Consider the following 15,237-nt stretch of genomic DNA (forward strand, 5'->3'; position numbering starts at 1 on the left):
CATCAGTCAATTATCAATTATAATTATTAAAAGTATAGTTATGGAAAATATAGGTACACAAGGATTTTCATTTGACCTACCAAAAGGAAATTCATCCATCATAAAAGTAATCGGTGTAGGAGGCGGAGGAAACAACGCATTAAAGCACATGTATGAAAAAGGGATCCACGGTGTTGATTTCGTGATCTGTAATACAGACGCTCAGACCCTGGATAATAACCCTGTTGCCAATAAAGTTCAACTGGGAACTTCTATTACAGAAGGTCTTGGAGCTGGTGCTGATCCTGAAGTAGGAGAAAAATCGGCAATTGAAAGTATTGAAGATATTAAAGCTGCTATGGGACAGAACACAAAAATGGTGTTCATCACTGCCGGAATGGGTGGTGGTACAGGTACCGGAGCCGCACCTGTTATTGCTAAAGTAGCAAAAGACATGGGAATCTTAACTGTAGGTATTGTTACCGTACCTTTCAGCTTCGAAGGAAAAAGAAGATTGGAACAAGCCGAAAACGGACTTGACAAATTAAAAAATAATGTTGATTCATTAATTGTAATCAACAATGATAAACTGAGACAGCAATTTGGAAACCTTGGATTCAAACAGGGATTCTCTAAAGCGGATGAAGTGCTAGCTAATGCCGCTAAAGGAATGGCAGAAGTTATTACAGGTTACTTTGATGTAAACATTGACTTTAGAGATGCTAAATCTGTACTTCAGAACTCTGGTACTGCTCTAATGTCTACCGGTACAGCTTCAGGTGAAAATAAAGCTGAAGAAGCGGTAAGAAAAGCATTGGATTCTCCGCTATTGAATGACAATAAAATTACAGGTGCTAAAAATGTACTATTGTTGATAAGAAGTGGTGCAGAAGAAGTTACCATGGATGAAATCGGTATCATTATGGACCACATCCAGAAAGAAGCTGGAAATACAGCTGATATTATTTTCGGGGTGGGTGCTGATGAAGAACTGGGAGATGCAGTAAGCGTACTTGTTATTGCTACAGGATTCTCTAATGACAATAAGAAATTTTCAGGTCCTACAGAAAAGATCAGAATCAGTCTTAATGATAATTTAGAGTCCCCTAAATCTTCTCCTTTTAAAACAAGAGAAGAAAGAGAATCTGCTCCTGAAGTAACTCATGATTTCGGCGGAAAAAGCCTTTTCAGATTGGATGACGAAGACCACGACACTCCGTTCAACGTGACTTCTGCCGAAAAAAAAATGATTATTGAGGAAGAAGGAATCAGAACAGAAATAAAATTCTTTGATAAAGAAGAAAGTACAGTCAACTCTCCTGAACAAGGATGGAGAAAAGAAGATGAGCAGGAAGAATACAGCTTACTTTCTATTGAAGAAGAGGAAGAAGATCCAAACGATTTGGAAATTCAGTCTTTCTCATTTGATTTCGACAATAAAAAAGAAGAACCTCAGTCTGGGAATGTTTTCAACAACAGTTCTTCACAGGAAAAACCGGTTGAATTCAATTTCTTCGTTAATGAGCCTATCAGAAATGAGCCTAAGACAGATTACGGACAACCTAAAGCGGAATTTAATGCTCCGGCAAGTGCAGTAGCAGAACCCGCTCAGAAAATCGAAACCTTCTATCAAAAAGAGGAGCCAAAAACGGAAACAAGATCTACTTTTGAAACCAAAACAGAAATTGAAACTCCGAAAACTGAAGAATCAGAATTCACTTTCGTGAACAAAACGATCGATCAGGACAGAATTATAGAAAGAAGAAATAAATTAAAAGAATTCAATTCCCGTTATCAAAGCTTTGACAGCACAAGTGAATTCGAATCTATTCCTGCTTTCAAGAGAAAAAACATCTCTATTGACGGAACCAATCCATCAGATCAAAATATCAACACGTATATGTCTGACAACAATGGTTCTATGCAGATCAGAGAAAACAGGTTTTTAAATAAAGACGTAGACTAAAATAATGTAACAATGTACCAATCTAATAATGGAACAATTCTGTACATTTTATAATTGGTACATTGATACACTGTTACATTGGTAAATTAATTAAAATGAGTTTAGAAAATATAATAAGCGAAGCAATAAAAACAGCGATGAGAGAGAAAGACAGAGTTGCTTTAGACTCTCTTCGTGCTGTAAAATCTCAAATTCTTCTTTTACAAACAGAAGCCAGAGGTGCTGAAGTTTCTGCAGAACAGGAAATTGCCATTCTTCAGAGAATGATTAAGCAACGTAAAGATTCTTTTGAGCAGTTTTCTGCCCAAGGAAGACAGGACCTTGCAGAAGTGGAAGAAGCACAGATGAAAGTCATTGAAAAGTTTTTACCTAAACAGCTTTCTGCAGAAGAACTAGAAATAGAAATTAAAAACATTATTTCAGAAACCGGAGCTGAATCTATTAAAGATTTAGGAAAGGTAATGGGAGCTGCCTCAAAAGCATTAGCCGGAAAATCAGATGGAAAAAGCATTTCTGAGATGGTTAAAAAGCTTCTTTCATAATGTGATCCGGGTTCTGGAGTTCTGGTTTATTCCAACTCTCATAACACGCATCTCATTCCATAACTAAGGATATACAACCTTTGCATATCGATTTGATTAAGAAGCCCGGGACTTTTTGAGTCTCGGGCTTCATTTTTTTGGATATTAAAGTCTGTTGATTCAAAAAACTTTAAAAAAGAGTTTAGTTACGATCATATTTCAGATAGTATTAAGTGATTGATTGCTTGAGGGAAAGCCTTAAATGTTTTTTTCATGGTCGTTTGTTTTTCAGAATCATTTCAAATTTAATAAAAATATTTGATTATTCCTAATTTTAATTCACCCTTTTACGAATATTGTTATATTATTAATATTCAGTTAATTTTATATACCTAAACCTTTCATAGTTATTATATATTGAACAAACGTAAAGAATTGCTTAACTTTGTAGCGATAAAAAACAAAATATATGTATCCAACAGATTTAGTAATGCCTATGAAGGCTGAACTTACAGATAAAGGTTTCCAGGATTTAACAACTCCTGCTCAGGTAGAAGGTGCTTTGAAGCAGTCTGGAACTACATTATTAGTCATCAACTCTGTATGCGGATGTGCTGCAGGTGCTGCAAGACCGGGAGTAGTTTACTCTTTAACCGGAGACAAAAAGCCAGATCATTTAACAACTGTATTTGCAGGTTTTGATACTGAGGCTGTAGTAGAAGCAAGAAAACACCTTGCTCCATTCCCACCAAGTTCTCCTTGCGTAGCACTTTTCAAAGACGGAGAATTAGTTCACATGCTGGAAAGACACCACATTGAAGGAAATCCTGCAGGAGCAATCGCTGCAAACCTTCAGGCTGCTTATGATGAGTACTGCTAAGAAACAATAAACTAGATACTAAACCGTTACAAATTTTGTAACGGTTTTTTTATTTAACCCAACAAAAAATTCTCTAAACATTCAAATATCATTATATTTGTTGGAATGGCAACCAAGGCACTTTTTAATACTGTAGTCAACTGGTTCATCCGTCAAAGGATAGACCAGATTCAGAATTTCATGGATCATCCCATCGAAACTCAGAAGGGTATATTGTTTTCTCAACTGTTTCATGCGGAAGATACGGAATATGGTAAACTACATGGATTTAACTCTATTTCAAGCTATCAGGACTTTAAAAATAAAGTTCCTATTGTTACCTACGAAGAAATGGAGCCCTATATTGAAAAAGCAAGACAGGGACAAAAAGATGTAAGCTGGCCGGGACTGATTAAGCATTTCGCTAAGTCCTCCGGAACAACCAATGCTAAAAGCAAATTCATCCCTATTTCTGCAGAAAGCCTTGAATACTGTCACATGAAGGCCGGAAAAGACATGGTTTCCATTTATGCCAATAACCACCCGGAAAACCAGCTTTTTAATTATAAGAATTTACGTTTAGGTGGAAGTTCTGAGCTATATGCAGATTTTAACACAAAATTTGGAGATTTATCTGCTATTTTAATTGATAACCTCCCATTTTGGGTAGAAATTACCACCACTCCAAGTAAGAAGGTTTCCTTGATGGGTGAATGGGAAAGCAAGCTTAAAGCCATCACATCAGAAGTGAAAAATGAAGATGTGGGAAGCATACTTGGGGTACCCAGCTGGATGATGGTTCTTCTGCAAAAGGTATTGAATGAGACCAATGTTGACAATATTTCAGAGCTATGGCCTAATCTGGAGGTGTTTTTTCACGGCGGAATCAGTTTTAAACCCTACAGGGAGCAATACCGCAAGATCATCGGAAAAAACATCAATTACTATGAAATTTACAATGCTTCGGAAGGCTTCTTCGGAATACAGGACAGATCCAACAGCGATGAAATGCTTCTGATGCTTGATTATGGCATTTTCTATGAATTTATTCCAATGGATCAGTTCCATTTTTCCAATCCTAAAGTGGTAAGCCTTGAGGATGTGGAAATCGGGAAAAATTATGCCATGGTTATCACTACCAATGGTGGATTATGGAGATACCTGATTGGTGATACGGTGATATTTACCTCTACCAACCCTTTCAGAATAAAAATAACAGGAAGAACAAAGCATTATATCAATGCTTTTGGAGAAGAATTAATGATTACCAATGTAGAATCTGCCCTATCTAAAGCCTGTGAACTCACCGGTGCACAAATTACAGATTTTACCGGCGCTCCCGTCTTTATGAAGGAAAATGAAAGTGGTGCTCATGAATGGATCTTTGAGTTCAGCCAGTATCCTGATAACCTGGATAGCTTTGTTGATGCTTTTGACCAACATTTAAAGAAAATCAATTCAGATTATGAAGCGAAAAGGTACAATAATATAACGCTTAGAAGACCAATCGTTCATATCGCCAAAGATAATCTGTTTTATCATTGGCTGGAATCCAAGGGAAAGCTTGGTGGCCAGAATAAAGTACCTAGATTGAGTAATGACCGGGAATATATAGACCCGCTGTTAGAACTTAATAAATAATAGGAAAGGAAGATGGAGGCTGGAAGATGGAAGTTCTTGCAGTCTTTACAGAAATTCTATTGTGTAATGGTACTGAGAAATAAAACATACAGGGACTAAAGTTAGATAAAGGTGAAGCTTCCCAACTTCCCTCTTCTAATTTCCAACACCAATAAAAAAAACCGCAGTTGAAATCAGCTGCGGGTTTTTGTTTTATTTACTTAAATCTTCTTTTAATTTTTTAGCGGCGTCTTCTACTTTCGCAGCGCCTTTTCTTGCGGCATCTTTTGCATCCTTCCCTGCTTCCTGGGCTCCGGTTTTAATGTCTTTTCCTACTTTATCAAGATCTTGCTTTGTCTTATCTGCCGTAGCATCAATCTTATCTTTAGCATTTTGAGCGGCATTATCTATCTTATTTCCAGCCTGATCTAGCTTTGCATCAACTTTTTCTTTAGCTTCATTCACTTTTGCTGAATCAACAATGTGAGGAGATGTTTCAGAAACCGTTGTGGTTGTGGTAGTAACAGTTCCGTCTGCATTCTCTACCTGTTCTGTCTTTGTTGTGGATTTTGTGCAGGCAACCGCGAATACTGAAATCACTATTGCTGCAAGAATTTGCTTTTTCATATTGTATATTTTAAAAGATGTTTTTTTGATTTATTCTGTTTTGGTTGCAGGGGAAGATGGAGTTTCAGAAGTTTTCTTCTTTTCAGCATCTGCTTTTTTCTTTTCTTCCTCCTCTTTCTTTTTATTTTCTTTCTCCAGCTCCGCTTTAAGTTTCTGCTCTTCCTCCAAGGCCTTTTTAGCTTGTTTTACAGAGTCCAGATACTGGGGTGAAGACATTCTGATCTTGCGCGCAATATCTACGGAAACGGCACCATTAGAGAAAGAATCAACAGCCATTGTATCATAATGAATTTTCAGATCCTGTTCTGCCCCAAATCCTGGAGATTCCTTCTTGGAACAAGCCGTTAAAAGGAGTACAAAAATGAAAATTGCAGACAATAAATTTTTCATGGAACTAATTTAGCAGAAATTCTGCAATTACAGGATAGTGATCCGATAATTTCACAGACTGATCTACTTTATAGCTTAGCGGAATAATTGATTTTGAACTGAAAATATAATCAATTCTTAAAGGAATCTTATAATCATGAAAACTGGAAGCACTTCCCTTTCCTGCTGTTAAAAATGCATCCTGAAGGTCTTTTCCCAAACTATAATATTCATATGAATTAGGAACTGAATTAAAATCTCCAGCTACAATAACCGGATAAGGAGAAAAATCAATCGCTTTTCTGATCTTTTTAATTTGATCTTCATGAGCCTGAAAAGTAGGAATCATGCGCGAAAGAAGGGTAGAAACATTTCCAATTCCCATGGCGTCCAGTTTTGTAAACATAGTTTTCTGAAGTCGGAAAGGCTCCAGGTAAACATTTACAATTCTGATGATCTTTCCATTGATGTCTACATCTGCATAGAAAGAATTCCCTCTTGAATTATCTTCTATGATTTCTGCCTGTCTTAGAATTTTGTGTTTTGTTTTTAGAATTACAGAAGGATATTTTACAAGATCCTGTCTTAAAGCACGGTTGGTATCTTTTTCCTGTACCAGAATGATATCCGGATCCTGCTCTTTGATGTAGTTTTTCACTTTATCCCATCCGTAATCCCCATATTTTACATTAAAAGTAAGAACCTTGATGTCCCGTATTGTTTTAACGTTATCGGATTTTGGGGAAAAATTAACCCATCTTCTAATCGGATTATAAAAAAGCAATGTTCCCAATGCAAAGGCAATAGCAATTTTGTTTCTTTTGAAAATCCATACCAAAGTAAGAAGAATGTGTGCAGATATCAGATAGGGAAAACCAAGAGAAAGTAAATTAAGGTTCCCCAAAATATTAGGTGGAACCCATGCATTTCCCAATGTGCATAGCAGTAAAACAGCAATAGCAATATGTATAAATAGTAATATCTGATTCGACTTCATGAAAAACATTCTTGGTACCCGTTTCTTTAAGCAAAAACCCTACCAAGCAGTCAACCTTTAACTATTTTTATGATTATTTATCACTAATTGAAAGCTCAGAAATGACCGGATAATGATCTGAAATACTGACAGAACGGTCAACAACATAGGAAATAGCCTTCAATGATTTTGAATAAAAAACATAGTCTATTCTGATTGGGAATTTATAATCATGAAAACTGGTTGCACTTCCTCTTCCTGCTGTCATGAATGCATCTTCAAGACCTTCTGACAAGTAATAATATTCGTAAGAATTGGGAACCGAATTAAAATCTCCGGTTACAATAACAGGATATGGCGAATTTTCCACCCCTTGACGGATTTTCTTTACCTGATCCTCGTGTATTTTGAAAGTAGGAATTAATTTTTTTACAACGCCTTTTACTTTTCGCTCATTAGCTTCCGTATCTCCATCAAGCTTAACCATCTTCTTTTCAAACTGGAAAGGATAAAGGTAGACATCAACAAATCTATAGGTTTTACCTTTTATTTCAATATCTGCCTGAAGACCGCTTGGCAGGGTTACAACCTCATTTTCAGAAAAAATTAATTTTTCATTAGATAGGTTATGTTTCGTCAGAATAGTTAAAAAACCGTTCGATTTAGTTCTATTATAGCCTTTAAGCGTAGGATATTCCATGCCTCCATCTTCCTGCAAAAGGATAACATCTGCATCTTGGTCTTTGAGATAGTTTAAAACCTCATCCTTGCCCATAAGTCCCGCTTTTATATTGAAAGATACAACCTTTATAGCTCCGGAGCTTTCTTTCTTCTCTGAAGAGAAATTGACCCATCGTTTTACGGGATTAATAAATGCCAGCCCCACAAACATGAATACAAACGCTCTTTTTTTCCAGCTGAATACCCAAAATACCGTTAAAACAATATAAAGGCTCATAAGAACAGGAAATCCTAAAGAAAGCAGATTAAACCACGGAAATATTTTAGGCGGGATATAGTCATTCAATAGTGAACCTAGTAATAGGAACAGAATTCCTATATGCAGGATCAATAGTATAAGTCGGAAGATTTTCACAGGAAATGATTAATTGAATCTATATAAATGCTTTTTCCAGCTTATTGCCAACAGCCAGCCTACCAAAGCCCCTCCTACGTGAGCTAAGTGAGCAATTCCACCACCATTTCCGGAAATTCCCAGATATACAGAAACCACAATAACGATTGGTAAAAGGTATTTTACTTTTATCGGAACCGGAATAAACATAATCCCGATTTTTGAATCGGGATATAATGTGGCAAAAGCAGCTACCACTCCGAAAATAGCTCCGGAAGCGCCCACCATAGGGGTTGCTACAATTCCTTTTAAACTATCCAGTAATTCTTTCTGCTTCAGAATAGCATCTGCATTTCCGGCAAACTGTACACTTGCTCCGGACAAATAAGCATCTACATTAAATCCTAACTGTTGTAATTCGCTGGAAAGCTGCTGAGCTTCAACAAAATTCCACAAATTGAACAGAAAGAAGGCTCCCAAACCACTTAAAAAATATAGTATCAGATATTTTTTTTCTCCTAATGTTTGCTCCAGAATCGGCCCAAAACTAAAGAGCGTCATCATATTGAACAAAATATGCATGATACTTCCATGCATAAACATGTGAGTAATCACCTGCCATGAATGGAAGAAAGGAGAAAAAGGGTAAAAACCGGCAAGATAACCGATAACCTGATTCCCCATTAAAGAGGTAACAATAAATACGATCACATTGATAATGATAATATTCCTTGTAATTGGCGGTATATTGTTAAACATATTTTTTAAAATTTGTTTTTAAAATCATTAAACGGAACTTCATAGAAGCATCTTTTCCCATCTGGTAAAAATTCAGGAAATCCTAGTGCTGTAAAGTCTTTAATTACCTGCTCCGCATCTTTTTTATATATAAAGTCAAATCTTGATTTCGACTGCATTTTACTCCATTGATTGTGGTAATAATGCATGAATTCATCTTCTGTTTTATAATCCAGGATCTCGAAAAGGTTTTCCAGGAACTTCATGGCCTGTGTTTCCTTTAATCCTTCCGGAAGTGAATCAATTCTCAATACACTTTCATGAGCAATTTTCATGTCAAACCCAAGCTCTGGAAGATATTTTTTGATGGATTCATATTTACTTTTCTCAATCTCATTCATATGATATTCCAGAGAAAATAAGAGTGCGTGACTGTTTGTACTTGTATTTGATTTCCTGGTAGATTTATTATTTTCCGAAACCAACAATCTGTGCATTCTTCCTAAATCAAGCATCAAGGTAACATCTCCTTTATTGAACAGCCAGTATCCGTTTGGTAGTCTCATCAGATCCTCATCAAAGTCTTCATCTTCAAACAGATTGATCTTTGAAGGCTCTGCCGTAATATTCTGATGATACATTTCCGTAAGGTTCTGAATTTCTTCAGGATGTACTACATTCTTTTCTTCTAAAAAAGGGTTATAATCCCTGTCTACAATAATTTCAGGCATTTTAATAACACCACCACCGTTGCCCTTGCTTGGGATGGGTTTATTCATCATCTCATCCAATTCCGGATCTCTGTCGAAATCAAGGCTTGGAGAAACATTATAGATTCCCAGCGACCTCTTGATTGTAGAGCGAAGTAACGCGAAAATAAGGTGTTCATCTTCAAATTTCACTTCTGTTTTCTGCGGATGAATATTGACATCAATTTTCTCCGGGTCAAGCTCCAGATAAAGGAAAAATGACGGAACATATCCCGGTTGAAGCAGCCCTTCAAAGGCTTCCTGCACCGCTTTATTGAAATATGGACTCCTGAAATATCTTCCGTTAACAAAAAGGAACTGTTCACCTCTAGCTTTTTTAGCACCTTCAGGTTTAGCAACAAATCCGTGAAGTTTACACCAGATGATGTCTTCCTTGATAGGAATCAAAAGCGGTTGTAATTTTCTTCCGAAAACATCTACAATACGCTGCATCTGACTCCCTTTTCTTAATCTGAAAACAGCTTCATCATCATGAAACAGAGAAAACTCTAATCCTTCATGCGCTAATGCAACACGTTGAAATTCATCAATGACATGTCTGAATTCAATATTGTTGTTTTTCAGAAACTTTCTTCTGGCAGGAACATTATAAAAAAGATTCTTTACCAGAAAGTTTGATCCTTCAGCAGTCTGAACGGGATCCTGAAACTGAAAAACTCCTCCTTCAATATATATGTTGGTTCCAATGGAAGCCTCCCTTTGCTTTGTTCTCAGCTCTACCTGTGAAACAGCAGCAATAGAAGCCAGTGCTTCACCACGAAACCCTTTTGTTGCGATCTTAAAGATATCTTCCGTTCCTCTGATCTTAGAGGTAGCATGTCTTTCAAACGCTAGTCTGGCATCTGTATCAGACATTCCTTTTCCGTCATCTACGACTTGAATAAGGTTTTTGCCGGAATCCCTGATAATCAGTTCAATCTTTGTTGCATCTGCATCTATAGCGTTTTCCAAAAGTTCCTTCACGATGGATGCAGGTCTCTGCACCACCTCTCCTGCCGCAATTTGGTTGGCTACATGATCCGGTAAAAGCTGAATAATATCTGACATAAAAACGTAAATCAACTTACAAAAATAGTCAATGAAAATGGGAATTAAAACATTAAAAACGGGAATTAATATTTAATTATCAACATTTCAACAATACAGCTTTCTGCAAATTCTGCTCCAAACTGTTTGTGATATTAGCTTTCAAAGAGAACAATCCCCTATTGTTTTTATACCAATAGAGGATTGAACCAGCTAGTTTATACAAAAAATTAATAGTGATATTTACCCTGCACCAGGTATCTAATCCTAGTCTTCAAAGACCAGTTTTCTATTCTTTTTACTTTTAGGAATCCCATGGATCTTCTCATACAGATAAGCCAAAAGGTTCGGTTTTTTATAAATTCTGTTGTATCTGTACTTTGTATTGAAGTGCCTTACATGAATTTTATAAGCATCATATCCAATCACAATCATAAGACATATACTGATAACATAGAATACTCTAAATTCCAGATAGTAATAGGTTAATCCTGAGAATACAGCACCTAATACATAAGCTACCATAATACTCATGAGCAACTTTGCTCTTCCAATTAATTCCCCGTTTTTTCTGTATTTCTTTTGAGTAAACATGGAAACCAGAATTCCTAAATCAGTAGTTGTTCCCGTAAGGTGGGTAGTTTTAACGGAGAAGTTGGAAATACTGGCCGTTAAACCATTTTGCAACCCTGTGGCAAAAAGCATTACTGCTACTAAAACTTCCGTTTCTGCCAATGTTTTCTGATAATATAATTGCCCGTATACTCCTACTCCAAACAGACATAATATTTCCAATACCAGAGGCATTGCATGAGCAAAATACTTACTTTTCTTATTGAAATTAATCACTATGAAGTTGGACAGAAAACTTCCGAAGAAGAATAAAAAGATCCAGCTGCCCATTATTGCCACCTGAGACCAGTTTCCTTTACTGATTTCTGCAGCCAAAATTGCATAGTGACCTGTTACGTTTGATGTAAAAGAGAGAAATATAAGTAGGGATGCAATATTTATAGTACCTGCCGTAAAGGCAGTCAGCGTCCCCAACCTGATATTGTCTCCCAATGTTCTGCTGTTACTATAATTTCTTAACATTTTTTATCTTTTTTAAATTGTAATGATTATTAGACCTCTACAAAGATCTCTGCCAGTCTTCCTCTTTCCGGAAGTCTTTCTCTGATCTCAAAGGTGATTTCCACAGACTGAAGCTCTTTGCATTTTTTAATGTAAGGAACAAGGTCAAATTTTCCTTTACCTTTACTTTTAATAGAGGTAGAATAATAAGCCTCTTCAATATTATGGGCCTCTACATATTGGTTGAAGGTTCTCTGAAAACTCCCTGTGAAGATGTCGCAGACAATTTTATTAACTAGATGAGGGTATTTATTCCTAATGATTTCATAGCCGTCGCAGAACTCTACAGGCCTGATCTTGTTGAAAACCGTTGTCTTAGTATTGAATAAAAGATCTCTGATAGAATCTCCTGAATCATATCCTGAAACCAGAAGGATGTTATATTGGTTCTGATCTTCAGAAGTGTCTTTTTCTCTCAGTACTTTTTTCAATATGTTTAATGACTCAAGAGAGTAATCTGTTGCAATTAAAATTGTTTTAGCCATGTTCTTATTATTTTGTATTGTGTTTATCTTTTTTGATGATACAAAACTAGAACGGTCAGATTAGAAGTTCTTTGGAATAGAATTAAAATGTCATTAAAGAGATTAAAATGAGATTAGAAAATTGTTAACGGGTATTAATATGAAGAATAAAAAATCCTCAGAAAGCATTTGAAAAATAGAATTAACAAATTGATAATGTAAACATTACACTTCTTTCTGTGTACTGTAAAAGTTAGGAAAACGCATCTGTACTGTAGTTCCCTGATGTTCATTGGATGTCACAATCAGTTCTCCATGATGCATTCTTACAATGTTTCTTGCCAATGGAAGCCCTATTCCATAGCCTTCGTAATTATTGGTATTGGAAGCTCTGAAAAAAGGATCATAAATCTTGTTCATCTCCCGTTCCGGAATTCCGATCCCGTTATCTTTTATAATAATATAAACATCAGCATCAGTAGCACCAAGAGAAACTTTAACCTGCTGGAAATTAGAATATTTACAGCCATTACTGATGATATTAGCAACAGCGAGATGCAGAAGCTGCTCGTTACCCTGTACTTTTAATTTTTTAGGATTATCCGGAAGCATACTGATATCCAGATAAATATTATTTCTGGAATCAATTTTTCTCAGGGTTTCAATAACATCCCAAAGTAACTGATCCATTCTTACTTTATCCATTTTCTGGATCTTACCATCGAATCCGGTCTGGGCAATCATTAAAAGTGCCTTGATCTTTTTATCAAGCTTTTCAGCCTCATCCAGAATAATTTCCAGGGTTTCTTTATATTCTTCCGGTGTTCTGCTGATGGAAAGGGCAACATCCGCCTCTCCCATAATTGAAGTTAAAGGAGTTCGCAACTCGTGAGAAACATTTCCGATCAAATGGTTTTGGGTCTCAAAAGAGGTTTCAATACGGTTGAGCATGTCATTAAAAGTATCTACCAGCTCATTCAGCTCCTTATTGTCTGGTTGAGACTCTAATCGAAGGTGAAGGTTTTCAGAACTGATCTCTTTTACTTTTCCTGTAATTTTAAGAATAGGCTTAAAGAGTGTTTTCGACAGATAGAATGAGAAAATCATACTGAAGAACAGTGAAAGCACAATACAGGTAAGCAGTGTTCTTTTCAGGAACCCAAGGTAATAGATTACATAATGGTTTTTGGCGGAAGCAATAGCAATATAATCTTTATCATCATACTTAAAGCTCTGCCCAATATAATAGAATTCTTTATCGTTATAGTTGTCTTCTCCCTTTTTAAGGATGTTTTTAAAGAAATAATCAGGAATATGAACTTCCTGAGAAATTTTCTTAAAATTAGAATCCGTTGGAACGGCAAAAACATAGTCTTTTTCCATTGGAAGCTCTTCGTCATTCAGACTGCTGAGAATATAGTTTTCCGGAAGATCCAGATGATCTTTACTTTTTTCTATCTGAACAATAGTAGCCGTACGGATCTTTAAAAGTTCATAGAATCTCTGATGGGAAAAATTAACAATTGAAAAGTAAACCAAACCACTGAACAGCAATATAATGGCGGTAAAAACCAACATTAAAAGCACCATTGTTTTGGTCTGATTTGTAATCACTTTGTTAAACATTTATTATGCTTTTTTCAGAACGTAACCCATTCCTATCACGGTGTGAATCAATTTATTATCATCTCTGTCATCTAATTTCTTTCTTAGATAATTCACGTAGACATCTACCACGTTGGTTCCCAGTTCATAGTTTACTCCCCAGACAGCATCAAGTATTTCAGCTCTGGAAATCACTTTTTCAGGGTTATTAAGGAAGTAAAGCAATAACTTATATTCTGTAGAAGTGAGTGTAATTTCTTCTCCGGCGCGGGTTACCTTTTTCGTATAATCATTTACTGTTAAATCCGAGAATTGAAATACATGCTCATTATCAGGCTCCGGCTCCGTAATTTCCTGTGGAACTTTATTGTGGCTTCTTCTCAGTAAAGATTTTACACGGGCCACCAGTTCAATAAATTTGAAAGGCTTCACCAGATAGTCATCTCCACCACTTTCTAATCCCAGAACAATGTTTTCAGAAGTTCCCAAAGCTGTTAAGAATAAAATCGGAACACTCTGATTCGTTTTCCTGATCTCCTTACATACATCCAATCCGTTCATTTCCGGAAGCATAATATCTAAAATCACCAAATCGAAATCATTACCCTGCACCAGCTGCACACCGGTACGCCCGTCAAAAGCCACGGAAATTTCATATCCGTTTTCCTGAAGTCCTTTTTTAATGAAAGACACTACACTGGTTTCGTCTTCGATGAGAATTATTTTTTTCATAAATGAAATAAGGAGTTTTACAAAAATAGGGAAATTTTATTGGGATGGGCAAACCCGGAATCTCCTTCAGTCTTCTTATCATTTTACCTTTTTGTGAATTACTCTTTTTACCATACAACCTATAAAGAATAATATTACCTTTGCTTTTCATTGAATACAGCATGAATGACTTTTTAATAGGAATCGGAAAGAGATTAAAGGATATCAGAAAAAAGAATAATCTAACCATTCACGAACTGGCTTTCAGAGCTAATGTAAGTAATGGTCTTGTTTCCCGTATCGAAAATGGAAGAACAATTCCTTCACTTCCTGTTTTACTGGATCTTATTCAATCTTTGGATATTGATGCAAGCTATTTCTTTGAAGGAGTAGAGAAAAAATCCAATGCAAAATTCATTTATGTTCCTAAGGAAAGTCAACAGGTTATAGAGAAAGAAGTTGAAGCCGAAGGCTTTAAATACATGCATATCTTCAGCAAAAGTCTTCATTCTTTAGGTTTTGAAGCAGCATTACTTACGCTTGAACCCAATTCTAAAAGGGAAAAAGTAATTACAGATGCCTGGGAATTCAAGTATATCCTTAAGGGAGAAGTAAAATACATTATTGATAATGAGGAAGTCATCATGAAAGAAGGAGATTCTTTATATTTTAATGGAAAGTTTCCGCACGTTCCGGTAAGCATCAGTAATGAAAGCTGTGTGATGCTTGTTCTTTATTTTTACACCGCTTAGTCTCTCATTAGACAAAGTTTTTAGCCACTAATGCACGAATGATTT

The 15,237-nt window shown here is 36.1% G+C and carries 15 protein-coding genes; 5 read left to right on the forward strand and 10 right to left on the reverse strand.

All coding sequences use genetic code 11. The features are described from left to right. The first annotated feature begins 40 nt into the window (after nucleotides 1-40). The 4 genes from ftsZ to J2772_RS11580 all read left to right on the forward strand — a co-directional run bounded on the left by ftsZ (nucleotide 41) and on the right by J2772_RS11580 (nucleotide 4,966). Nucleotides 41-1,945: a cell division protein FtsZ gene (gene ftsZ, locus J2772_RS11565; protein WP_209916760.1), complete on the forward strand. Its 1,905-nt coding sequence runs from the start codon at nucleotides 41-43 to the stop codon at nucleotides 1,943-1,945. A 95-nt stretch (nucleotides 1,946-2,040) separates the two neighbouring features. Then, the gene (locus J2772_RS11570) at nucleotides 2,041-2,487 is read left to right on the forward strand and encodes a GatB/YqeY domain-containing protein (protein WP_209916762.1); all 447 of its coding nucleotides are present in this window, start codon (nucleotides 2,041-2,043) and stop codon (nucleotides 2,485-2,487) included. 448 nt (nucleotides 2,488-2,935) lie between these two features. Further along, nucleotides 2,936-3,346: a BrxA/BrxB family bacilliredoxin gene (locus J2772_RS11575; protein WP_045492287.1), complete on the forward strand. Its 411-nt coding sequence runs from the start codon at nucleotides 2,936-2,938 to the stop codon at nucleotides 3,344-3,346. A gap of 105 nt (nucleotides 3,347-3,451) precedes the next feature. Continuing rightward, entirely contained in the window at nucleotides 3,452-4,966 is a 1,515-nt protein-coding gene (locus J2772_RS11580) for a GH3 auxin-responsive promoter family protein (RefSeq protein WP_209916764.1), read from the forward strand. 192 nt (nucleotides 4,967-5,158) lie between these two features. On the opposite strand, the gene J2772_RS11585 is transcribed toward J2772_RS11580, so the two are convergent. The 10 genes from J2772_RS11585 to J2772_RS11630 all read right to left on the reverse strand — a co-directional run bounded on the left by J2772_RS11585 (nucleotide 5,159) and on the right by J2772_RS11630 (nucleotide 14,461). After that, nucleotides 5,159-5,572 (reverse strand): hypothetical protein, encoded by a 414-nt coding sequence (locus J2772_RS11585; RefSeq protein ID WP_209916766.1) that lies wholly within the window; start codon nucleotides 5,570-5,572, stop codon nucleotides 5,159-5,161. A gap of 30 nt (nucleotides 5,573-5,602) precedes the next feature. Next, a complete protein-coding gene (locus J2772_RS11590) occupies nucleotides 5,603-5,962 on the reverse strand; it encodes a hypothetical protein (RefSeq protein WP_209916767.1) in 360 nt (119 codons plus the stop codon). Nucleotides 5,963-5,966: 4 nt separating this feature from the next. Then, nucleotides 5,967-6,938 (reverse strand): endonuclease/exonuclease/phosphatase family protein, encoded by a 972-nt coding sequence (locus J2772_RS11595; protein ID WP_209916769.1) that lies wholly within the window; start codon nucleotides 6,936-6,938, stop codon nucleotides 5,967-5,969. Nucleotides 6,939-7,011: 73 nt separating this feature from the next. Continuing rightward, entirely contained in the window at nucleotides 7,012-8,013 is a 1,002-nt protein-coding gene (locus tag J2772_RS11600) for an endonuclease/exonuclease/phosphatase family protein (RefSeq protein ID WP_209916771.1), read from the reverse strand. Nucleotides 8,014-8,022: 9 nt separating this feature from the next. After that, nucleotides 8,023-8,751, reverse strand: coding sequence for a rhomboid family intramembrane serine protease (locus J2772_RS11605; protein ID WP_209916772.1), 729 nt, complete (start codon nucleotides 8,749-8,751; stop codon nucleotides 8,023-8,025). A gap of 5 nt (nucleotides 8,752-8,756) precedes the next feature. Beyond that, nucleotides 8,757-10,547, reverse strand: coding sequence for a DNA mismatch repair endonuclease MutL (gene mutL, locus J2772_RS11610; RefSeq protein ID WP_209916774.1), 1,791 nt, complete (start codon nucleotides 10,545-10,547; stop codon nucleotides 8,757-8,759). A 246-nt stretch (nucleotides 10,548-10,793) separates the two neighbouring features. Continuing rightward, on the reverse strand, nucleotides 10,794-11,621 hold the full coding sequence (locus tag J2772_RS11615; RefSeq protein WP_209916776.1) for a YoaK family protein: 828 nt from the start codon (nucleotides 11,619-11,621) through the stop codon (nucleotides 10,794-10,796). Nucleotides 11,622-11,650: 29 nt separating this feature from the next. After that, nucleotides 11,651-12,145 carry a hypothetical protein gene (locus tag J2772_RS11620; protein WP_209916778.1) on the reverse strand — a complete coding sequence of 165 codons (495 nt, stop codon included), beginning with the start codon at nucleotides 12,143-12,145 and terminating at the stop codon, nucleotides 11,651-11,653. 204 nt (nucleotides 12,146-12,349) lie between these two features. After that, nucleotides 12,350-13,750 (reverse strand): sensor histidine kinase, encoded by a 1,401-nt coding sequence (locus tag J2772_RS11625; protein ID WP_209916780.1) that lies wholly within the window; start codon nucleotides 13,748-13,750, stop codon nucleotides 12,350-12,352. Nucleotides 13,751-13,753: 3 nt separating this feature from the next. Beyond that, a complete protein-coding gene (locus J2772_RS11630) occupies nucleotides 13,754-14,461 on the reverse strand; it encodes a response regulator transcription factor (RefSeq protein ID WP_209916781.1) in 708 nt (235 codons plus the stop codon). 161 nt (nucleotides 14,462-14,622) lie between these two features. Between J2772_RS11630 and J2772_RS11635 the strand changes: the two genes are divergently transcribed. Next, complete coding sequence (locus tag J2772_RS11635) at nucleotides 14,623-15,192, forward strand: helix-turn-helix domain-containing protein (protein WP_209916783.1); 570 nt, start codon at nucleotides 14,623-14,625, stop codon at nucleotides 15,190-15,192. Nucleotides 15,193-15,237: the final 45 nt, after the last annotated feature.

Origin of the sequence: Chryseobacterium jejuense, assembly GCF_017877355.1 — a bacterium.
Lineage (GTDB): Bacteria > Bacteroidota > Bacteroidia > Flavobacteriales > Weeksellaceae > Chryseobacterium > Chryseobacterium jejuense_A.